Source organism: Halobacillus salinus (assembly GCF_004684905.1).
GTDB lineage: Bacteria > Bacillota > Bacilli > Bacillales > Halobacillaceae > Halobacillus > Halobacillus salinus.
Window position 1 is genome coordinate 654,525 of record NZ_SRJC01000001.1, and the last position, 22,206, is coordinate 676,730.

Consider the following 22,206-nt stretch of genomic DNA (forward strand, 5'->3'; position numbering starts at 1 on the left):
GGATGGGGCTTTTTTTATTTTTCTTAAAGGAGGAAAACACAGATGAAGGAACGTTTAGAGCAGTTGAAGCAAGAAGCGCTGCAAAAAGTCGACCAAGCGACAGATGTCCAGGGCTTGAAAGATGTACGAGTTGAGTACTTAGGGAAAAAGGGGCCAATCACCGAGGTTCTTCGAGGCATGGGAAAATTGTCCAAAGAAGAGCGTCCTGTCATCGGACAGTTAGCCAATGAAGTACGGGAAAGTATTGCTGAAGCAATCGATTCTAAGCAGTCTCGTTTAGAAGACGAAGCACTTGAGAAACAATTGGAAGAGGAAAGCATTGATGTGACACTTCCTGGGCGTCCTGTACAAGTAGGGGGACCGCACCTTCTTACGAGCATTGTCGAAGAAATCGAGGACTTGTTCATCGGTATGGGCTTTGAAATCAAAGAAGGACCAGAAGTGGAAACCGACTATTATAACTTCGAGGCATTGAACCTGCCGAAAGGTCACCCTGCACGTGATATGCAGGATTCTTTCTACGTAACAGAGGAGCTTCTTATGCGTACCCACACGTCACCAGTTCAAGCACGTACAATGGGGCAGAAGAATGGACAAGAGCCTGTTAAAATGATTTGTCCAGGTAAAGTGTATCGTCGTGATACAGATGATGCGACACACTCTCACCAGTTTACGCAAATGGAAGGACTTCTGGTCGATAAAGATGTCCGCATGAGTGATTTGAAAGGGGTCTTGAATACATTCGCGAAGCAAATGTTCGGGGAAGATCGTGATATCCGCCTACGTCCTAGTTTCTTCCCATTCACAGAGCCTTCTGTTGAAATGGATATTTCTTGTAAAATGTGCGGTGGCGAAGGTTGTTCAGTCTGTAAACAAACAGGCTGGATCGAGATACTCGGGGCCGGTATGGTTCACCCGAACGTTCTTGAAATGGCAGGGTATGACCCAGAAGAATACTCAGGGTTTGCTTTCGGAATGGGGCCTGAGCGTATCGCAATGCTGAAGTATGGTGTGGATGACATTCGCCACTTCTATACGAACGATTCCAGATTCTTAAAGCAATACCATAAAGCCTAAAGGAGGAGATCATAGATGCTCGTATCATTAAATTGGTTGAATGAACTTATAGATGTTAGTGATTATACACCAGAAGAGTTAGCAGAAATCATTACGAAAACCGGAATCGAGGTTGAGGGAGTCGATCCTGTAGCGGAAGCAGCGACCGGCGTTGTTGTTGGTTATGTGAAATCTTGCGGCCAGCACCCTAACGCAGACAAACTTTCTCTTTGCCAAGTGGATGTTGGTGAGGAAACGCTGCAAATCGTCTGTGGTGCGCCGAACATTGCAGAAGGTCAGAAAGTTGCAGTCGCAACACCAGGAGCTGTCCTACCTGGCAACTTCAAAATCAAGAAGACAAAGCTTCGTGGGGAAGAATCAAACGGTATGATCTGCTCCCTTCAAGAGCTTGGCGTCGATGAGAAAGACGTTCCAGAAGAATACAAAGAGGGCATCTTCGTATTCCCTGAAAATGTAGAGCCTGGACAGGATGCCATTAAACTCTTGAACTTAGATGACAAAATCATCGAACTTGGATTAACACCGAACCGTGCTGACGCGATGAGTATGGCCGGAGTTGCCTATGAGGTAGCAGCTGCGATTGATGGCAGCTATACGTTGGAAGAAGAGCAACTCGATACGGTGGAAGAACCAGCTTCTAATTATGTATCGGTACAAGTGGAAGACGCAGAAGCTAACCCATACTATGGTGCTTTCGTCATTCAGGATGTTCAGGTCGGACCTTCTCCGTTATGGATCCAAAATCGTTTGACAGCATCAGGGATCCGTCCGATCAATAACGTTGTCGATATTACCAACTATGTTTTGCTCGAGTACGGACAGCCGCTTCACGCTTTTGACTTCGATCGTTTTGGGTCAGATCAAATCGTGACTCGTCGTGCGAAAGACGGAGAAGTCATCAAGACATTGGATGACCAAGAACGTACATTGACACCTGAGCACCTTGTCATCACCAACGGAGAAGAAGCACATGCCATTGCTGGAGTAATGGGAGGTGCGAAGTCTGAAGTACAGGATGATACGAAGACAATTCTTCTAGAAGCGGCTTACTTCAGTCCGTCTGTTGTCCGTCAATCATCAAGTGATCACGGACTGCGCAGTGAATCCAGTACGCGTTTTGAGAAAGGCGTAGACCCAAACCGCGTGGAGCGTGCAGGAAAGCGTGCAGCAGAACTGCTTCAGAAATACGCAGGCGGAACGGTTTTACAAGGTGTCGTGAGTTTTGATGAGCTGGATCGCTCTGAAAAACAAGTGACCATCGAAACAAGCGTCATCAATAAGCGTTTGGGGACGGAAATTTCACCAGAAGAAATCGGTCAAATTCTACGTCGCCTTCAATTCACTTTCGTACAAGACGGAGAAGTGTTCCATATCTCTGCTCCAACACGCCGCGGTGATATCGAGCGCTTTGAAGACATGTTAGAGGAAGTAGCTCGTATCTACGGGTATGACAACTTGCCATTTACGCTTCCTCAAGGAGCATCTCAAGCGGGTGGTCTATCTTTGAATCAACAGTTGAAGCGCAAAATCAAAGCTTACTTCGAAGGTGCCGGACTTGATGAGACCATCACTTACTCCTTGACGAAAGAAGATTGGGCTACCAAGTTAGTCAGTCCAGAAGTAGAGCGTGAGGCTGTGTCACCTGTAGGCCTTGCAATGCCGATGAGTGAAGAGCACAGTCACTTGCGCTTAAGCCAGCTGCCTGAAATGCTTCAATCACTGTCCTATAATGTAGCGCGTAAGCAGAACGATCTTGCATATTACGAAGTGGGAACGGTATTCATCAGTGAAGAAGAGAACGTAACGAAACAGCCTCGTGAAGTTCTACGTGCCTCCGGAGCTTTGACAGGACAATGGCTTGCTCACCCTTGGCAGCAAGAGAAGAAAGAAGTGGACTTCTTTGTTGTGAAAGGTATTGTTGAAGGTTTGAGTGAACTGCTGGATATTCCGTTTGAATATGAAAAAGGAAAACTTCCGGACATGCACCCAGGTCGTACAGCTATCATTAAAGCTGGTGGCAAAGAAATCGGCTTCATCGGACAGGTTCATCCGAAACTTCAGAAAGCATTCGGCTTGAAAGAAACGTACGTATTCGATTTGAATGCCGAAGAACTAATGAGCCAATATGAGAAAGAGGAAGCGTTCCAGACGATCCCTCGTTATCCATCCGTTTCCCGTGACATCGCACTCGTTGTCGACGAAACGGTTGCTGCAGGTGATATCGCTGCAACTATTGAAGAAGCAGGAGCCCCGCTTGTGAAAGACGTTCAAGTTTTCGACCTGTATCAAGGGGAGCATATGGAAGAAGGCAAGAAGTCCCTTGCTTATAACTTACTCTACTTGGATCCGAATCGTACGCTTAAGGACGAAGAAGTAGAAGCAGCTCATGAGAACATTCTGAATGCTGTTAAAGAACAACACAAAGCGGAACTTCGAAGCTAATGTAGCAAAAAACCGTCCAGGGATTTAGCCCTGGACGGTTTTTGTGGTTAAACGAGTTTTTTAGCCTTCTCGGTATTTGCAAAATGCACTTTTGCGACTTCTTCAAGCTTATCTTCTCCGTAATGACGGATCATTTCCGCAGCTGCACGATCCACTTTTCCTGATGCTCCTTTCGGGACATCAAGTCCTGTGTCCATCTCGAGCTTATTCATCGCTTTGACGAATGCAGATCGGGCAAGGATGGAACCCACAGCAACGGCAATCGAGTAACTTTCCGCTTTCGTCATGAAATAGACATTATCTTGGAGGGAAAGTCTCTCGCTTCTGAGATGCTTTTGATAGACGCTAGGCTGAGCAAACTGGTCTATCAAAATGCCATCCGGTGTCTCCGGTTCTATCTTCTCAAGAAGTTTAGCGATTGCTTGATGATGGAGCAACGTTTTCATTTTACCTTGTGTCCAGCCTTTCCGCTGCCACTGGTTGTACTTTTTATTCGGGAGACGTAAGAGACTGTAAGGAATTTTCATCTCGACAATCTGTTTCGCCAAGTCTGTGATTTGCGGATCAGATAAGTGCTTCGAATCCCGGACGCCGATCGCTTTCAGTTGACCGATTTGATGCTCTCTTACATAGGCTGCTGCAACGGTAATGGGACCGAAGAAATCACCAGTACCAGCTTCATCCGAGCCAATATGACTGCTTGTGAATAGAGACTCTGGTGGATGGTAATTGTGTGCCTGTTTCTTTGGTTTAGCTGCTTTTTCTTCGGCTGTTCCCCATTTCTGTGATTCCGCTTCCGGGCTCTTGCCCTGGAAGAGAACCTTCCCGGAAAGGTAAGCCGTTATGACGCAGGATGGAGTCTTCGCTTGGAAATAGGCATTGTTCGGAGTCGGTTTCAGCTGATTTTGGTAATGATTTTTCATCTTTTCTAATTTGGCTTTTGGTACTTTAATAACGATATGTGACATGAGTCGGTCCTTTCTACCTGAACTTAAACGTGTTCATCATTATATCAGAGCGCGCCATGAAAAAGAACATTTGTGAAAAACATCCTTATTGGTTTCCTAATTGTAAACCTTCATGTTAATATTAAGTTTAGGATTGAAGAACTAGGGGGTATGAATGTGTCGCAGTCGGACCAAGAGAAAAAAAGAATTACAGTGGAGATCAATAAACGTTCTTACACTATAGTTGGTCATGAAGAGCCCCATCATATCCGCATGGTTTCGAGCCTTGTCGATCAGAAGATGCGAGAAATACATGAGGCGAATCCAAGTTTGGATACGGCGAAGCTCGCTGTGCTGACCGCAGTGAACACAATGAACGAATATATAAAACTGAAAGAAGAATGTACAGAGTTAATGAACTATATCGAAAAGAAAGAGGAAGAGGACAAAAAGAATCATGATTGACTTATTGCTATTGTTTATATTACTGATGGGTATCTTTACAGGTTTAAAAAGAGGATTTATTTTACAGTTGTTCCATTTGCTCGGCTTTGTCGTAGCCTTTGTGGTTGCAGCTATGTACTACGATGATCTAAGTCCGAAGCTGACGCTATGGGTTCCGTACCCTGCCTTGCCGGAAGATGCAGCTTGGGCAGTGTTCGCTGAATCGTTCGATTTAGAGCAAGCATTCTATAAGGCAGTAGCCTTTGCAATATTATTCTTTGGCGTGAAAATCGTCCTACATATTATCGCTTCTATGCTCGACTTTGTTTCTGAGCTTCCTATATTGAATTCTTTCAATAGTTTACTCGGTGGTGTGCTAGGATTCGTGGAAACCTATGTAATACTATTCGTCATCCTTTATATGGCGGCATTGGTTCCATTAGAGCCGGTACAGAATGCTTTAGATGGGTCTTTCCTAGCTCAGCTTATCATTGAACGAACACCGGTGTTTTCAGAACAATTGAGAACACTATGGATAGAACATGTAGCTGGCTGATGGAAGCAGGCGCTGTAAAGGAAAGCCGCTATGATTGCGATCATGGCGGCTTTTTTCGTCACATTGATAGAAGGAGATGTTCGACTTATGACGATTGATAAAAAGCAAGTCATTAAACTACTTGAAAAGATTGCTGTATATTTGGAGCTTAAGGGAGAAAATCCTTTTAAGATATCTGCTTACCGGAAGGCATCCCAGGCTCTTGAGCGGGATGATCGTTCCCTGAGTGAAATAGATGATTTTACCAAGATGAAGGGAATCGGGAAAGGAACTGCCTCGGTTATTGATGAATATATCGAGAATGGTGAGTCCGATACGTTGAAACAATTGCAGGCGGAGGTGCCGGAAGGTCTTGTGCCACTACTTGATTTACAAGGCTTAGGTGGTAAGAAGCTTGCGAAACTATACAAAGAGCTCGGTGTAACCGATTCGGAATCACTGAAAGAGGCGCTTGAATCTGGCAAGGTAGAAGCATTAGACGGCTTCGGAAAAAAATCTGCAGAGAAAATGCTGAAGTCATTAGAAGATGCTAATAGTAGACCCGAGCGCCTGCCGATTGCTTTAATGATTCCACTGGCAGAGAAGATTGAACAGTTCTTGAGTGAAGCGACGACGTTTCAACGCTTTTCAAGAGCAGGGAGTTTGCGTCGTATGCGTGAAACAATCAAAGACCTTGATTTCATCATAGCTTCGGAAGATCCTGCCGCTACGAGAGATGAATTGCTGTCTTTCCCAGAGATTCAGGAAGTTATCGCTTCTGGAGAGACGAAAGTTTCCATCGTTGTTCGTGAAACCTATGACATAGGAATCGACTTCAGGATTGTAGCTCCTGATGAGTTCGCAACCACTCTCCATCACTTTACTGGTTCTAAAGACCATAATGTTGCAATGAGACAACTTGCCAAAGAGCAAGACGAGAAAATAAATGAATATGGTGTTGAGCATTCCGAAACAGGGGAAATAAAGACATTTGAATCAGAAGAAGCATTCTTCCAACACTTCGATCTTCACTTCATTCCACCAGAAGTGAGGGAGAATTACGGAGAAGTCGAGAGATTCAAAGAACCTGTTGATCTTGTAGAGTTAAAGGACATAAGAGGCGACCTACACATGCACTCGACGTGGAGTGATGGCGCACAGTCCATTAAAGAGATGGCTGAAAGAGCTCAGGCAAAAGGGTACGACTACATCGCTATTACGGATCACTCCAAATTCTTACGCGTTGCCAATGGCTTGAATGAAAAGCGTTTGAGAATGCAGCGGGAAGAAATAGAAAAGGTGAATCAGAGTATGGATAATTTCCATATCTTCGCCGGTGTCGAAATGGATATCTTACCAGATGCGTCCCTTGATTTTGACAGTGAGTTTCTAAAAGAGATGGACTTTGTCATTGCATCCATCCACTCCAGCTTCCAACAGTCAGAAGAACAAATCATGGCGCGTATGAAGGAAGCACTGGAAAATCCGTATGTAGATATGATTGCTCATCCGACTGGACGCTTAATTGGCCGAAGAGAAGGCTATGCGATTAATCTGGAGGAACTTATTGCGGGAGCGAAACGTACGGGTACTATTTTAGAATTGAATGCCAACCCAAATCGCCTAGACTTGAGCTGGCAATGGTTGATGAGAGCACAGGAAGAGGGCGTCACGGTTGCTATTAATACAGATGCGCACAGTTATCCGATGCTCGAACACATGGAGGTCGGAGTAGGGGCAGCGAGAAAAGGCTGGCTTCGGAAAGATACTGTTCTAAACACGTGGACCAAAGAACAATTAATGAAGAAATTTGATAAACGATAGGCAATAAAGGAGACGGACATAGATGAACCAACGAATCCTTAAAGTTTTAGAATATAAAAAAATTATGGAGCAACTGAGCGAGCAGGCAGCATCTTCTTTAGGTAAGGAAAAGGTTGCTGCTTTGAAGCCTTCTTCTGACTTGGAAGAAGTCCAAGCTTTGCAACGGGAAACAGACGAAGCTGCTCAAGTACTTCGTCTGAAAGGGCATGTACCTTTAGGTGGCATTTTTGACATTAAACCGAGCTTGAAACGAACGACAATCGGTGGAATATTATCAGCCTTAGAAGTGCTAGATGTCGCCAGCACCATTTATGGAGGACGAATGCTTCGACGGTTCATTCAAGATATGGAAGAGCCGGAAATGCCAATCTTGAGGGAGCTAGTTGACGAAATTGCTCCGATGAAAGAACTGGAGCAAGAAATCAGGAATTGTATCGATGACCATGGAACCGTAATGGACGGTGCTTCTGACAAGCTACGTTCCATCAGGTCAAGCATTCGAACTTACGAAAGCCGAGTTCGTGAAAAAATGGATGGGCTTACGCGCTCCAAATCCAGCATGTTATCTGATTCGATTGTAACCATTCGTAATGATCGCTATGTTCTGCCTGTTAAGCAGGAGTATCGTGGGTCTATCGGTGGAATCGTTCACGACCAATCGGCTTCAGGGGCAACACTGTTCATAGAACCTCAGGCAGTGGTCGAAGTGAATAACCAGCTTCAAGAAGCTCGCGTCAAGGAGAAGCATGAAGTGGAGCGTATCTTGAAAGAACTTTCCGAACAAATTGCAGAGGAAAGCAGCATGTTATACCACAATGTATCTGTCCTCGGAAAAATAGATTTCATGTTTGCAAGAGCAAAACTGGGCCAATCGATGAAGGCATCGATGCCAAGTATGAATGATAAAGGCATTATTAAGATGCAGCAGGCAAGACACCCACTCATCGATCCGAGTGAAGTAGTTCCAAATGACATCGAAATAGGAGAAGACTATACATCTATTGTCATTACAGGCCCAAACACCGGCGGTAAGACGGTTACGTTAAAACTTGTTGGTCTTTGCACTTTGATGGCTCAATCCGGCTTGCAAGTGCCAGCACTTGATGGCTGCGAGCTGTCCGTATTCGATGAGGTATATGCAGATATAGGAGACGAGCAGTCTATTGAGCAAAGTTTATCGACCTTCTCGTCTCACATGACGAACATTGTTGATATTCTAAAGAATGTCGATCATCGTTCGCTTGTATTGTTCGACGAACTAGGAGCAGGTACGGATCCTCAAGAAGGGGCGGCGCTTGCGATGTCGATTCTGGACGAAGTCGTCAACAGAGATGCGCGCGTCATAGCAACAACACATTATCCGGAGCTTAAGGCTTACGGTTACAATCGTCCCGGTGTCGTAAATGCGTCTGTCGAGTTTGATATCCAAACATTGAAGCCGACCTATCGTTTGTTGATTGGTGTACCAGGGCGCAGTAACGCTTTTGAAATCTCTAGGAGGCTTGGCTTGGATGAGTCGATCATCGAGTCATCGAAAGAGAAAGTGGGTGTCGATTCTCAGAGCGTAGAAAATATGATTGCATCATTAGAAGAGTCGAAGCGCGGAGCAGAGCAAGACTACGAAGAGGCAGAACGTATTTTGGAAGAAGCCCGAACGCTTCGTCAAGAGCTTCAAGTGAAATGGGATCAATTCGAAGAAAAGCGTGAGAAACTATATAAGAAAGCGGAAGACAAAGCAGAGAAAGCGATCCAGCAGGCAAGAGAAGAAGCTGAAACCATCGTCGGTGAAATCCGTAATATGAAGTCGCGGGCAGGAATGAAAGAACATGAGTGGATTGAAGCAAGAAAAATGTTTGACGAAGCTCAGCCTAACCTTGCAAAGAAGAAGCCTGAGCAGAAACAGGCATCTAAGCCGAAGAATGAAACACGAGAACTTAAGCCTGGTGATGAAGTGAAACTGCTCACACTAAACCAAAACGGTACAATTGTTGAGCAAACGGGTAAAAACGAATACCAGGTACAGGTCGGTGTGATGAAAGTAAAAGCTAAACAAAAAGATTTAGAGTTCATCAAAGCAGAAACTCCATACAAGGAAAAACCGATGGCTAAGGTCAAAGGTAAAGGTTTCCATGTAAAACCGGAACTGGACCTTAGAGGGGAACGGTATGAAGATGCTTTGAATCGTCTTGAGAAATATATAGATGACGCGGTACTCGCAGGCTATCCGACCGTTTCCATCATTCACGGAAAAGGGACGGGGGCTTTGCGAACAGGTGTCCAAAACTATGCTAAAAACCATCGTAGTATTTCAGGTTATCGCGCCGGTGGAATGAATGAAGGCGGAAGCGGCGTAACCGTGTTAGAATTAAAGTAAACGACGTTTCAAAGGGGAGCAAACAGAAATGAGCGGTTTTTGGGAATATACACTAATTGAAACAGCGGCAAGATACAGCGTGGTCATCCTATGCCTCGTGTTATTCATGGCCGTGTTCGAGCTGGTTACCTCCTACAATAATTGGAAGGAAATCAAGCAGGGAAACATAGCAGTTGCTATGGCTACGGGAGGTAAGATCTTTGGGATTGCGAATATTTTTAGATATTCAATAGAACACAACGACTCTCTACTCCAAACGATGGGATGGGGATTGTTCGGTTTTCTTCTATTGTTGTCCGGTTATTTTATTTACGAATTTTTAACGCCATCCTTTAAGATCGATGAAGAGATTGCAAGTGACAACCGAGCTGTCGGTTTCATATCGCTCATCATTTCTGTGGGGCTCTCTTATGTTATCGGTGCGAATATCATCTAAGGGGAAAAAGCAATGGAAACTTTAGCGAAAGTACTTCTGGTTGTCGCAGCGGTATTCCTAGCTGTCGGCGTCCTATTCTTCATCCTATAGAAATAACCGTCCCTACTGGACGGTTATTTTTTTTGAGCAAGAAGTATGCAATTTAAAGTGTTTTTCTTAAAAGGGAATCAGTAATAAGCCCACCTCAGCAATAGAAGCAGCTATCCAAAAGAGATAACTGCTTCTATCCAATTTTACTAAATTTTACAAATTAAATATGGTAATTAATCGCAATTTTTTAAATTTTATTTCAAATACAACATTAAAATCGTTATAATGAATATATAGCACTTAAAGGGGGAGTTGTGTATGTCGAATTTCAAACGTCCTTGGCACGAACATTATCCACCTGAAATACCAGCAACGTTGCATTATGACCTCAAGCCATTGCATCAGTATTTAGAAGAGAGTGCATCGTTGTACGGAGAAAAGAAAGCGCTTTATTTTATGGGGAAGGAGCTTACGTATCGAGAAGTACATGAACAGGCCAAAGGTGTTGCGAGTTATTTGCAGAGCCTCGGTCTCGAAAAGGGAGATCGCGTCTCCATTATGCTGCCGAACTGTCCTCAGTCGGTCATCGCTTACTACGGCGTTTTAATGGCAGGTGGGATTGTAGTACAGACCAATCCTCTTTATATGGAAAGAGAACTTGAGTACCAGTTAACAGACTCTGGTGCCAAGATGATTATTTGTCTTGATGTCCTCTATCCGAAAGCTGCCAATGTAAAACCGAACACACCACTTGAGCATATCATTGTGACGGGGATAAAGGATTACTTACCATTCCCTAAAAACAAAATCTATCCATTTATTCAGAAGCGTCAGTACCAAGTACTTGTCAGGCCAGAACAGTCGACAGATACACACCTCTGGACGCATATGATGGAAACGACGGATGGAAAAGTGGCTCCAGTAGACGTAGACCCTTCAGAGGATTTAGCATTATTGCAATATACTGGTGGTACTACTGGGTTTCCTAAAGGCGTTATGCTAACGCACTTTAATTTGATTGTTAATACACAAATGTCTAAAAAGTGGCTGTATAAGTGTAAAGACGGGGAGGAAACAGTACTTGCCATTCTTCCATTCTTCCACGTGTACGGAATGACTTCTGTTATGAACCTCTCCGTGATGATGGGGAATAAAATGATTCTGATGCCGAAATTTGAAGCAGAAGATGTACTGAAGGTGATAGATAAACAGAGGCCAACGTTATTCCCTGGAGCACCAACCATTTATATTGCTCTTCTGAACCACCCGAACTTAAAGAAATATGATTTATCGTCTATCGAGGCTTGTATCAGTGGTTCTGCTCCTCTACCGGTTGAAGTACAGGAACAATTTGAGGAAGTAACAGGCGGAAAGCTCGTTGAAGGGTATGGTTTGACAGAGACCTCTCCTGTCACCCACTCTAATTTTGTTTGGGGCAAACGAATCAGTGGAAGCATCGGAGTCCCTTGGCCGGACACAGATGCCAAAATATTTAGAATGGATATGGATGAGGAAGCAGAAGCGGGAGAAATAGGTGAAATTGCTGTTAAAGGACCTCAAGTGATGAAAGGGTATTGGAACCGTCCGGAAGAAACAGCTCAAGTCCTAAGCGAAGATGGTTGGTTCCGTACTGGTGATATGGGATATATGACGGAAGATGGATATTTCTATATCGTAGACCGCAAGAAGGACATGATTATTGCTGGTGGGTATAACATTTATCCAAGAGAAGTGGAAGAAGTGCTTTATGAGCATTCTGAAGTGCAAGAAGCAGTGGTAGTAGGAGTGCCTGATCCTTATCGAGGGGAAACGGTCAAAGCTTTCATTGTGAAGAAGCAAGGAAGCGATATTACGGAAGATGAATTGAACGAATACTGCCGTAAAAACATGGCAGCGTATAAGGTACCAAGAATCTATGAGTTCCGTGATGAACTACCGAAAACAGCTGTTGGTAAGATTCTGCGACGGAAACTTGTCGATGAAGAAAGAGAGAAATTAGAAGGTTCTGAGAGTGTACAATAAAGTGTCATTTAAATTCCTGAAAGAAAGTTGACAGAATATTTTCTTGCCTGTAGAATGAAGGTGAATGAACAGTCATTCATTTTTCGGTAAGGTAGGAGATATCATGAAAAAGAATAAACCTAAATATAAGCAAATCATCGATGCAGCTGTAGAAGTGATTGCCGAGAATGGCTATCATAGTTCCCAAGTGTCGAAGATCGCCAAGAAAGCAGGCGTCGCAGACGGGACCATTTATCTTTATTTCAAGAATAAGGAAGATATTCTCGTTTCCCTCTTTCAGGAGAAGATGGGGCAATTCATTGAGAAGATCGAGCAAGAAACCAATTCCCGTCAGACAGCTGAAGAGAAGTTGTTGAAACTTGTTGAAACACACTTTGAACAGTTGTCTGCCGATCATCACTTGGCAATTGTGACACAGTTGGAACTGCGTCAGTCCAATAAGGATTTAAGGCAGAAGATAAACAGTGTGTTAAAACCTTATTTAAATGTAATTGATGCCATCATTAGTGAAGGTGTGGAAGAAGGGCTGTTCCGTCCGAACCTAGATCGCCGTCTTGTTCGTCAAATGATTTTTGGGACATTGGATGAGACGGTGACGAATTGGGTGATGAAGGAACAGCGTTATAACATAGTAGACCAGGCTCATGAAGTCCATAGCTTGATTGTTCATGGATTAGCCCGATCCAGTCAGTAAAGGAGAGATTCTTTTGTCAACGCTCACGGTTCATAAAGAAAATCATGTTGCAACGATTACTATTGAGAGTCCACCTGCTAATGCATTGTCCAGTGTTATTCTTCAAGATTTGTCGAATGAACTGGACGCTATAGAAAAAGATTCTTCTATAAAAGCGATTTTGCTGAAAGGAGAAGGGAAGTTCTTCTCAGCAGGTGCAGACATCAAAGAGTTCACCTCTTTGCAAGGAGCTTCTGATTACGAAGCTCTTGCGAGTAAGGGGCAGCAGTTATTTAACCGGATAGAGAATTTTCATATACCGGTGATCGCTGCCATTCACGGAGCGGCACTTGGTGGTGGGTTGGAACTTGCGATGTCCTGTCATATCCGGTATGTGACCCACGATGCCAAGATTGGGTTGCCGGAGTTGAACCTTGGAATCATACCAGGATTTGCAGGTACGCAGCGTCTTCCGAGGTACGTAGGTTCTGCAAAAGCCTATGAGATGACACTTACAGGCGTACCGATCTCTGGCAAGGAAGCAGCCAAGTTTGGACTTGCGAACCAAAGCTTCTCAGATGAGGAGTTATTCCCGGAAGCAGATAAGCTTGCCAAGACAATCGCTTCGAAGAGTGGACCTACTATCCACCATGTAATGAAGTTGATTCCATATGCTCACACGTCACAGCTCCAAGATGGCGTAAAACAAGAGGCTGCTGCCTTTGGGCAAGTGTTTGGAAACGAAGATGCCAAAGAAGGCATTCAAGCCTTCATTGAAAAAAGAAAACCACAATTTTCGGATCAATAGTTTAGGAGGGTACTGATATGAATATTTATGTTCTATTAAAAAGAACGTTTGACACAGAAGAGAAAATTGCAATTTCAAATGGAAGAATCGAAGACGATGGTGCCGAATACATCATCAACCCATACGATGAATACGCAGTAGAAGAGGCGATCAATCTTCGTGATGAGCACGGCGGTGAAGTGACGGTCGTGACAATCGGGGAAGAGGATTCAGAGAAGCAGTTGCGCACAGCCCTTGCTATGGGCGCAGACAAAGCGGTTCTAATTAATACTGAGGATGACTTGGAAGAAGGAGATCAGTTCACGACTGTGAAAATACTGGAAGCCTTCTTTGAAGACAAAGAAGCAGATATAGTGTTGGCCGGAAACGTAGCGATTGATGAAGCAAGCGGTCAAGTTGGCCCTCGTCTGGCTGAACGTCTTGGCATGTCTTGCGTTACCACTATTACAAGCATTAAAGTTGATGGTGAGAAAGCGAACATCGAACGCGATGTAGAAGGAGATGTAGAGAAAGTTGAAACCTCTCTTCCACTGCTTGTAACTTGCCAACAAGGCTTGAATGAACCACGCTATCCATCACTTCCTGGAATTATGAAAGCGAAGAAAAAACCGCTGGAAGAACTAGAAATCGATGATTTGGATTTAGATGAAGACGATGTAGAACCGAAGACGAAAACAATAGAAATATTCTTACCACCAGAAAAACAAGCAGGTAAAGTACTTGAAGGGGAAACGGACGATCAAGTTAAGGAACTCGTCTCGTTACTAAAAACGGAAGCCAAAGTTCTGTAATTCGATAAGGGGAAAGGAGAATCGGTATGAGTAAAAAAGTATTAGTAATTGGGGAAGCAAGAGAAGGATCACTACGTAATGTAACGTTCGAAGCGATCGCAGCTGCAAATATTGTTAGCGATGGTGGAGAAGTTGTAGGGGTACTGTGCGGAGACGGTGACTTAAGTGCACTTGGACAGGAAATGGTATATTACGGAGCGGAGAAAGTTATCACTGTATCAAACCCAGAATTGAAAACGTATACATCTGATGGTTATGCTCAGGCAGTAATGGAAGTAATTAATGATGAATCACCTGAAGGAATCATCATGGGTCATACAGCAGTAGGGAAAGATTTGACTCCTAAACTTGCAAGCCGTTTGGAATCCGGACTCATCTCGGATGCTACAGAAGTGGTAGCAGAAGGTGGGAATATCGTATTTACGCGTCCGATCTATTCTGGTAAAGCCTTCGAGAAGAAAGAGATTACAGACGGACTTGTCTTTGCAACGATCCGTCCTAACAACATTCCATCCCTTGAGAGAGACGAAGCTCTTACGGGGCAAGTAACAGAAAAAGAAGTGTCGATCACAAACATCCGCACCATCATCCAAGATGTCATCAGAAAATCTTCTGATGGTGTCGACTTATCCGAAGCTAAAGTTATTGTTGCTGGTGGTCGTGGCGTGAAGAGTGCAGAAGGTTTCGAACCCCTCAATGATTTGGCGGAGGTTCTTGGCGGTACGGTAGGGGCATCTCGTGGAGCTTGTGATGCTGGATACTGTGATTACTCCCTTCAAATCGGCCAGACAGGTAAGGTTGTTACACCGGACCTTTACATTGCATGTGGTATCTCCGGTGCCATTCAACACTTAGCCGGTATGTCCAACTCCAAAGTAATTGTAGCCATTAACAAAGATCCGGAAGCAAACATTTTTAATGTGGCGGATTATGGTATTGTCGGTGACTTGTTTGATGTCGTACCAAAACTGGTCGATGAAATCAAACAAATGAAAGTGAACGCATAAAAATTTCCAAAAAAAGCCGAGCCGATTATTTGGCTTCGGCTTTTTTCCGTGTTTTAATAAGGTATAAACAAATTGGTAGTCACTAAAAATAGTTAGTGATAAACTGTAATCAAGATTTGTTCATAGGAGGAATATATAAATGGCTATTGTGAAAGCTACAGATCAAAACTTTACAGAAGAAACTAATGACGGTCTTGTACTTGCCGATTTCTGGGCACCTTGGTGCGGACCTTGTAAAATGATTGCACCAGTTCTTGAAGAACTTGATGAAGAAATGAGCGATCAGGTTAAAATCGTCAAGCTGGATGTAGACGAAAACCAAGAAACAGCAGGTAAATACGGAGTTATGAGTATTCCAACATTGCTTCTATTCAAAGATGGTAAAGTCGTAGACCAAGTAATTGGTTTCCAACCAAAAGAAGCACTTGCTGAATTGATCACAAAACATTCTTAATCCATTAAAGGACCGCACTGCATATGCAGTGCGGTTTTTTTGTAATTGATACAATTGTCAGTTTGGCTGATAGTGGTTGTTTTTGGAACGTTTGTTGACTGCTCTAATGATACGTATCAGGCTGTTGACGGCAATCAACACACCGATAATGATATAAAATGCTTGCTCTCCGCTAAGTACATAAGCAGTGACCACGAAGGATGCTAACAGCAAAAGTAGAGAATGGAATATGATCTCAAACAGAAACATTTTTTTGCTCAATCGTGATACCTCCTAACCAATTCCTTACATCACACAATAAAGCAAAAAAGAAAAGAATGAAAGTGCAGGTTGAAAAGCATTTAAAAAGGCGAATGGCTGTTCTATCTCCCTTCTATATGGTATTTTTGAATAAATAACCTTCTCAATATAACGGAGTTGATCCAATCATGAATGAAAACATAAAAGAAAAATTAGCCGTTTTACCGGACCAACCTGGCTGTTACTTGATGAAGGACAAGCATGGAACAGTCATCTATGTCGGGAAGTCCAAGGTTTTGAAGAACCGGGTTCGTTCCTACTTTACCGGTGCCCATGACGGCAAAACACAACGTTTGGTAAGAGAGATCATTGACTTTGAATATATTGTCACCACTTCTGAAATTGAAGCTCTCATACTAGAGATGAATTTAATTAAGAAATACGATCCGAAGTACAATGTTCTCCTTAAAGATGACAAAACGTATCCCTATCTCAAAGTGACAGGAGAAAGACACCCTAGGTTGATTGTGACGAGGAACGTGAAAAAGGATAAAGGAAAATACTTCGGTCCTTACCCCAACGTCATTGCAGCAAGGGAGACGAAAAAGTTATTAGACCGCCTTTATCCGCTCAGGAAGTGTAACACGATGCCTGATCGCGTTTGTTTGTATTATCACATGCACCAATGTTTAGGACCTTGTGAATACAAAGTTACCAAAGAAACCAACCAGGAAATCGTTCAATCTATTACCTCCTTCCTTAATGGTGGGCATACGGAGATCAAGAAAGATCTGAAGAATAAAATGTATGAAGCTTCAGAAGAGCTGGATTTTGAGCGTGCAAAAGAATTGCGCGACCAAATCGAACACATTGAATCTGTCATGGAGCAACAGAAGATGTCGATGAACGATAAAGTGGATCGTGACATTTTCGGTTATGCCTATGACAAGGGCTGGATGTGTGTGCAAGTTTTCTTTGTGCGACAAGGGAAGCTGATAGAACGTGACGTCTCACTGTTTCCGTTTTTTGACGATCCGGAAGAGACGTTCTTAAGTTATATCGGTCGTTTTTATTTGCATCAGAATCATCCTTATCCAAAACAAGTACTCGTACCAGTGGCGACAAACGTAGAGGCGCTTGAGGAAATCATTGATCCGAAAGTAATGATTCCTATGCGCGGGCGAAAGAAAGAGCTTGTGGAATTATCCATGAAGAATGCTCAAATTGCGCTCGAGGAGAAGTTTGCGCTTATTGAGAGGGATGAAGAGCGAACCATTAAAGCGGTTGAGACACTTGGGGATCATTTGAACATTGAAACGCCTCATCGCATCGAAGCGTTCGATAACTCTAATATCCAAGGCGCAGACCCTGTATCTGCTATGGTCGTCTTTATCGACGGAAAGCCGAACAAGAAAGAATATCGCAAATATAAAATACGCGACGTAGAAGGACCAGATGATTATGAAACGATGCGGGAAGTGGTTCGTCGCCGTTATAAACGGGTGCTGAAAGAAGACCTTCCATTACCAGACTTGATTGTAGTGGATGGAGGGAAAGGGCAAATGTCTGCTGCTCAAGATGTATTAGAAAATGAACTTGGGTTGGACGTTCCTTTATGTGGCCTAGCTAAGGATGACAAACATAAGACGAGTGAGTTGTTATATGGCGACCCTCCTACCGTAGTCGACCTGAACAGACAGTCCCAGGAATTCTACCTCGTACAGCGAATTCAGGATGAAGTGCACCGATTCGCTATTTCCTTCCACAGGCAGTTAAGGGGTAAAGGGGCTATCCAGTCTGAACTGGATCAAATCCCAGGAGTCGGAGAGAAACGCAGGCGGCTATTGTTGCGTCATTTCAAGTCTGTGCAGGAAATCAAGAAGGCTGATCTATCTGCAATGACCAAACTAGGCATTCCGGAACCTGTTGCGCAGACGATTTTGATCCATTTAAATGAGGAAAAAGAAGAAGAGCCAGAGGATGAGTAATCCCCTGGCTCTTTACATTAGGCGCGAACCGCCGTCAATTCCACGTAGTTCCCTTTGGTGTTGATCTCTTCGAAACACTCATATGTATCACCCGTCAGCTGGCCGGTTACTTCTGCCAGAAAGCCACTTTCTACACGGAAATCGACTTTGAATACACTCTGGTGCAGTCGCTTCTCGACAATATGGCCGGAAAGGCGAAAGACCAATTCTTTCTTCTTTTCTTTCTCTAATTGCAAGTCGCCCCATCCAATATATTGGAAAAATTCATAAACCTCTTCAAATTGATGCAAATCACTTTGACGGGCGATGTTCTTACCCATCAAATAGAGTAAGTAGGGGGCATCTTTCCCAAGAAAATCCGGAAGTGTATAGTAGCGCATAATATCGTAGGCAGCGCCTGTCCCCACTAATGATGATAGATTCGATGTTGTCAGTTTCGTTGATTCTTTCATACCCTCATTCCTTTCTCCCTTCCTCCATTATCTCGCGAAAGCCATCCTCACGCAATCTTTATTCTCGTATTTATGCATCTAGGTAACAATCTGTCGAAATGTCTAATTTATCCGCTTGCTTTCTTGACGCTATTACTGGATAGAAGTACAATAAATATGTCACAAATTGTGTGCGAATCAGACGATGTTACAAAAAGAGGGGATTTTCGATTTATTTTTTTGCGTTTCATAAAAGCGCTTAACTGTCTGAAAAATGCACAAATTCTAAAGAGTTATATATCTTGAGGGGGGTAAATATGGCGGGAACGCGCGGGTATGTTAACAGAAGATTACATTCATTATTAGGGGTAATTCCCATCGGGATCTTCTTGATCCAACACTTGACTGTGAACTATTTTGCAACACGTGGTCCAGAAGCATTTAACGCGGCAGCTCATTTTATGGAGAGTCTACCGTATCGTTATGTGCTTGAGATCTTTATCATTTTCTTACCACTACTATTCCACTCCATTTATGGGGTGTATATTGCATTCACGGCCAAAAGCAATTTAGGGAACTTTTCATATTTCAGAAACTGGATGTTCATGTTCCAGCGTATTACGGGGATCATTACACTTATTTTCATCGCATGGCACGTATGGGAAACCCGTATTGCCGTGGGCTTCTTCGGAGCGGAATTGAATTATCAGTTGATGGAAGGAATACTTACTGACCCATTCTTTTTCTGGTTCTATTTAATTGGAGTCGTTTCAACTACGTTCCACTTCTCCAATGGACTGTGGTCATTCTGTGTAAGCTGGGGAATTACTGTATCACCTCGCTCACAAAAAATTATGACGTATGCAAGCATCATTGTATTTGTCGCAATCTCTTACGTTGGCGTCCGTACATTGATCCAGTTTGCCTACGGCGCATAAATTCAGTCATAGCATAACTAACGTAGATATATCGTAATTAAGGGAGTGAGCTTCAATCATGTCTAATAAAAATATTGTTATCGTCGGCGGTGGACTAGCCGGTCTGATGGCAACCATTAAAGCAGCAGAACAAGGGATTCACGTGGATCTGCTATCAATTGTGCCTGTTAAACGCTCTCACTCTGTATGTGCACAAGGTGGAATCAACGGAGCCGTCAATACAAAAGGGGAGGGAGACTCTCCTTGGGAACACTTCGATGATACCGTTTATGGTGGGGATTTCCTTGCGAACCAACCTCCGGTTAAGGCGATGTGTGATGCAGCACCTGGAATCATTCACTTACTAGATCGTATGGGGGTTATGTTCAACCGTACGCCGGAAGGACTCCTTGACTTCCGACGCTTCGGAGGCACGCAGCACCACCGTACAGCGTTTGCCGGTGCAACGACAGGGCAACAACTATTGTATGCTCTTGACGAGCAGGTTCGTCGTCATGAAGTGAACGGTTTGGTAACTAAATATGAGAACTGGGAATTCTTGTCTGCTATCGTTGATGATAAGGGTGTTGGCCGTGGAGTTGTAGGTCAGAACCTAAGCAGTCACGAAATCAAAGCATTTCCTGCTGATGCGGTCATTATGGCAACTGGTGGCCCTGGTATTATCTTTGGTAAGTCAACGAACTCTGTCATCAATACAGGTTCAGCAGCTGGGTCTCTTTATCAACAAGGTGTCCGCTACGCAAACGGTGAATTCATCCAAATTCACCCGACAGCAATTCCTGGAGACGACAAGCTCCGCCTTATGAGTGAATCTGCTCGTGGAGAAGGTGGACGAGTTTGGACTTATAAAGACGGGGAGCCTTGGTACTTCCTTGAGGAGAAATACCCTGCTTACGGAAACCTAGTGCCTCGTGATATTGCAACACGTGAAATTTTCGACGTGTGTGTGAACCAGAAACTCGGCATTAACGGAGAGAACATGGTGTACCTGGATCTTTCTCACAAAGATCCGAAAGAATTGGACGTTAAATTGGGCGGAATCATTGAAATTTATGAGAAGTTTGTTGGGGATGACCCTCGTAAAGTTCCAATGAAAATCTTCCCTGCCGTCCACTATTCCATGGGTGGCATGTGGGTCGATTATGACCAAATGACACATATTCCAGGAATCTTCGCTGCCGGAGAATGTGACTATACACAACACGGTGGTAACCGTCTTGGTGCTAACTCTCTTCTTTCTTCTATTTACGGCGGAATGGTCGCCGGGCCGAACGCAGTGAAATATACAGAAGGGCTAGATGAGATTGCAGATGACATGTCCTCAACTCTTTTCGAAGAGAAAGTCAAAGAGGAACAAGCCAAATTCGATGAAATTATGAAAATGGACGGCGAGGAGAATGCCTACCAGATTCATAAAGAACTTGGTGAGTGGATGACCGATAACGTAACGGTTGTACGTGAAAACGAAAAGCTTAAAAAGACAGATGAAAAAATCCTTGAGCTGATGGACCGTTATAAGAACATCAACATTAACGATACATCCCGCTGGAGTAACCAAGGGGCAATGTTCACTCGTCAATTATGGAATATGCTGCAGCTTGCTCGTGTTATTACACAAGGTGCTCTTAACCGTAACGAAAGCCGAGGAGCACACTACAAACCGGAATTCCCGGACCGTAATGATGAAGAGTGGTTGAAGACAACCATTGCCTCATATGACGCAGAGAACAATAAGCCTGTCTTCACTTATGAAGATGTGGATACTTCACTCATCGAGCCACGGAAACGTGACTACTCGAAAAGTAAATAAAGGAGGTCATTGATGATGAGCGAAAATAAAACCGTAACGTTTATAATTACGCGTCAAGACCACCCGGACGAACAGCCTTATGAGGAAACATTTGAGATCCCTTATCGTGAAAATATGAACGTCATTTCTGGGTTGATGGAGATCCGTCGTAATCCAGTCAATGCAAATGGCGAGAAGACAACACCTGTCTATTGGGACATGGGGTGTTTAGAAGAAGTTTGTGGTGCTTGTTCGATGGTAATCAACGGCACTCCGAGACAATCTTGTACGGCACTTGTAGACCAGTTGGAACAGCCGGTCCGCTTGGCGCCAATGACAACATTCCCAGTCAATCGTGACCTTGCAGTTGATCGAAGCCGTATGTTTGATTCACTGAAAAAGGTGAAGGCTTGGGTACCGATTGACGGTACTTATGACCTTGGGCCTGGACCGCGGATGCCTGAGAGTAAGCGTCAGTGGGCTTATGAGTTGTCGAAATGCATGACTTGTGGTGTTTGCTTAGAAGCTTGTCCAAACGTGAACAGCAAATCTGATTTCATTGGACCTGCTCCTTTATCACAAGTTCGCCTTTTCAATTCACACCCGACAGGTGAACTGAATAAGAGTGAACGTCTGCAGACGATTATGGATGAGGAAGGGCTTATGGGTTGCGGTAACTCGCAAAACTGCGTGCAATCCTGTCCGAAAGGAATTCCTTTGACAACATCAATTGCTGCATTGAACCGTGATACTGCAATTGAATCTTTCAAAAGCTTCTTCGGAAGTGACCAGCGTATCTAATAATAGAAACCACCGCCTTTCTTTTGGGGCGGTGGTTTTTTTATGGATTTATTTTGGAAGTGATTTTTGTTAAGATAAGTTCTTGTGTGTAAAGAATCATATAGCAAAGCATTTTTAAATGGTTTGCCGTCTTAACAATGAGTAGTATAATAGAC

20 protein-coding genes are annotated in these 22,206 nt (G+C 43.7%); 17 read left to right on the forward strand and 3 right to left on the reverse strand.

Annotated elements, in window-relative coordinates; genetic code table 11:
• Window positions 1-42 precede the first annotated feature (42 nt).
• Both pheS and pheT read left to right on the forward strand, forming a co-directional pair.
• A complete protein-coding gene (gene pheS / locus E4663_RS03595) occupies window positions 43-1,077 on the forward strand; it encodes a phenylalanine--tRNA ligase subunit alpha (protein ID WP_135326709.1) in 1,035 nt (344 codons plus the stop codon).
• A gap of 15 nt (window positions 1,078-1,092) precedes the next feature.
• On the forward strand, window positions 1,093-3,519 hold the full coding sequence (gene pheT, locus E4663_RS03600) for a phenylalanine--tRNA ligase subunit beta (RefSeq protein WP_135326710.1): 2,427 nt from the start codon (window positions 1,093-1,095) through the stop codon (window positions 3,517-3,519).
• A 47-nt stretch (window positions 3,520-3,566) separates the two neighbouring features.
• Here pheT and rnhC read toward each other — a convergent pair whose 3' ends face one another.
• Window positions 3,567-4,487 (reverse strand): ribonuclease HIII, encoded by a 921-nt coding sequence (rnhC, locus tag E4663_RS03605; RefSeq protein WP_135326711.1) that lies wholly within the window; start codon window positions 4,485-4,487, stop codon window positions 3,567-3,569.
• A 150-nt stretch (window positions 4,488-4,637) separates the two neighbouring features.
• Here rnhC and zapA point away from each other — a divergent pair, with 150 nt between their 5' ends.
• From zapA to trxA, 11 genes are all read left to right on the forward strand, one after another.
• Complete coding sequence (gene zapA / locus E4663_RS03610) at window positions 4,638-4,931, forward strand: cell division protein ZapA (RefSeq protein WP_135326712.1); 294 nt, start codon at window positions 4,638-4,640, stop codon at window positions 4,929-4,931.
• Window positions 4,924-5,466, forward strand: a complete 543-nt coding sequence (locus E4663_RS03615; protein WP_135326713.1) for a CvpA family protein — start codon at window positions 4,924-4,926, stop codon at window positions 5,464-5,466. Before zapA ends, E4663_RS03615 begins: the two co-directional genes overlap by 8 nt.
• 87 nt (window positions 5,467-5,553) lie before the next feature.
• Window positions 5,554-7,269 (forward strand): DNA polymerase/3'-5' exonuclease PolX, encoded by a 1,716-nt coding sequence (gene polX, locus E4663_RS03620; protein WP_135327557.1) that lies wholly within the window; start codon window positions 5,554-5,556, stop codon window positions 7,267-7,269.
• 22 nt (window positions 7,270-7,291) lie between these two features.
• The gene (locus E4663_RS03625) at window positions 7,292-9,643 is read left to right on the forward strand and encodes an endonuclease MutS2 (RefSeq protein ID WP_135326714.1); all 2,352 of its coding nucleotides are present in this window, start codon (window positions 7,292-7,294) and stop codon (window positions 9,641-9,643) included.
• A 28-nt stretch (window positions 9,644-9,671) separates the two neighbouring features.
• Entirely contained in the window at window positions 9,672-10,079 is a 408-nt protein-coding gene (locus E4663_RS03630; RefSeq protein WP_079479475.1) for a DUF350 domain-containing protein, read from the forward strand.
• 348 nt (window positions 10,080-10,427) lie between these two features.
• Window positions 10,428-12,131: a long-chain-fatty-acid--CoA ligase gene (locus E4663_RS03635; RefSeq protein WP_079479476.1), complete on the forward strand. Its 1,704-nt coding sequence runs from the start codon at window positions 10,428-10,430 to the stop codon at window positions 12,129-12,131.
• A gap of 103 nt (window positions 12,132-12,234) precedes the next feature.
• Entirely contained in the window at window positions 12,235-12,825 is a 591-nt protein-coding gene (locus tag E4663_RS03640; RefSeq protein ID WP_079479477.1) for a TetR/AcrR family transcriptional regulator, read from the forward strand.
• A 13-nt stretch (window positions 12,826-12,838) separates the two neighbouring features.
• Window positions 12,839-13,612 carry an enoyl-CoA hydratase gene (locus E4663_RS03645; protein ID WP_135326715.1) on the forward strand — a complete coding sequence of 258 codons (774 nt, stop codon included), beginning with the start codon at window positions 12,839-12,841 and terminating at the stop codon, window positions 13,610-13,612.
• A gap of 17 nt (window positions 13,613-13,629) precedes the next feature.
• The gene (locus E4663_RS03650; protein ID WP_135326716.1) at window positions 13,630-14,403 is read left to right on the forward strand and encodes an electron transfer flavoprotein subunit beta/FixA family protein; all 774 of its coding nucleotides are present in this window, start codon (window positions 13,630-13,632) and stop codon (window positions 14,401-14,403) included.
• Window positions 14,404-14,429: 26 nt separating this feature from the next.
• Window positions 14,430-15,410 (forward strand): electron transfer flavoprotein subunit alpha/FixB family protein, encoded by a 981-nt coding sequence (locus E4663_RS03655; protein WP_135326717.1) that lies wholly within the window; start codon window positions 14,430-14,432, stop codon window positions 15,408-15,410.
• A gap of 139 nt (window positions 15,411-15,549) precedes the next feature.
• The gene (gene trxA / locus E4663_RS03660; protein WP_079479481.1) at window positions 15,550-15,864 is read left to right on the forward strand and encodes a thioredoxin; all 315 of its coding nucleotides are present in this window, start codon (window positions 15,550-15,552) and stop codon (window positions 15,862-15,864) included.
• A 57-nt stretch (window positions 15,865-15,921) separates the two neighbouring features.
• Here trxA and E4663_RS03665 read toward each other — a convergent pair whose 3' ends face one another.
• On the reverse strand, window positions 15,922-16,125 hold the full coding sequence (locus E4663_RS03665; RefSeq protein WP_135326718.1) for a hypothetical protein: 204 nt from the start codon (window positions 16,123-16,125) through the stop codon (window positions 15,922-15,924).
• A 167-nt stretch (window positions 16,126-16,292) separates the two neighbouring features.
• Here E4663_RS03665 and uvrC point away from each other — a divergent pair, with 167 nt between their 5' ends.
• Entirely contained in the window at window positions 16,293-18,092 is a 1,800-nt protein-coding gene (uvrC, locus tag E4663_RS03670; protein WP_079479483.1) for an excinuclease ABC subunit UvrC, read from the forward strand.
• A gap of 17 nt (window positions 18,093-18,109) precedes the next feature.
• Here uvrC and E4663_RS03675 read toward each other — a convergent pair whose 3' ends face one another.
• Window positions 18,110-18,544 carry a YslB family protein gene (locus tag E4663_RS03675; protein WP_079479484.1) on the reverse strand — a complete coding sequence of 145 codons (435 nt, stop codon included), beginning with the start codon at window positions 18,542-18,544 and terminating at the stop codon, window positions 18,110-18,112.
• A gap of 296 nt (window positions 18,545-18,840) precedes the next feature.
• On the opposite strand from E4663_RS03675, the gene E4663_RS03680 reads away from it, so the two are divergent.
• From E4663_RS03680 to sdhB, 3 genes are read left to right on the forward strand one after another with little or no spacing between them, the layout of a single operon-like run.
• Entirely contained in the window at window positions 18,841-19,461 is a 621-nt protein-coding gene (locus E4663_RS03680; RefSeq protein WP_079479485.1) for a succinate dehydrogenase cytochrome b558 subunit, read from the forward strand.
• 58 nt (window positions 19,462-19,519) lie between these two features.
• Window positions 19,520-21,271 carry a succinate dehydrogenase flavoprotein subunit gene (sdhA, locus tag E4663_RS03685; protein WP_079479486.1) on the forward strand — a complete coding sequence of 584 codons (1,752 nt, stop codon included), beginning with the start codon at window positions 19,520-19,522 and terminating at the stop codon, window positions 21,269-21,271.
• A gap of 15 nt (window positions 21,272-21,286) precedes the next feature.
• Complete coding sequence (gene sdhB, locus E4663_RS03690) at window positions 21,287-22,051, forward strand: succinate dehydrogenase iron-sulfur subunit (protein ID WP_135326719.1); 765 nt, start codon at window positions 21,287-21,289, stop codon at window positions 22,049-22,051.
• Window positions 22,052-22,206: the final 155 nt, after the last annotated feature.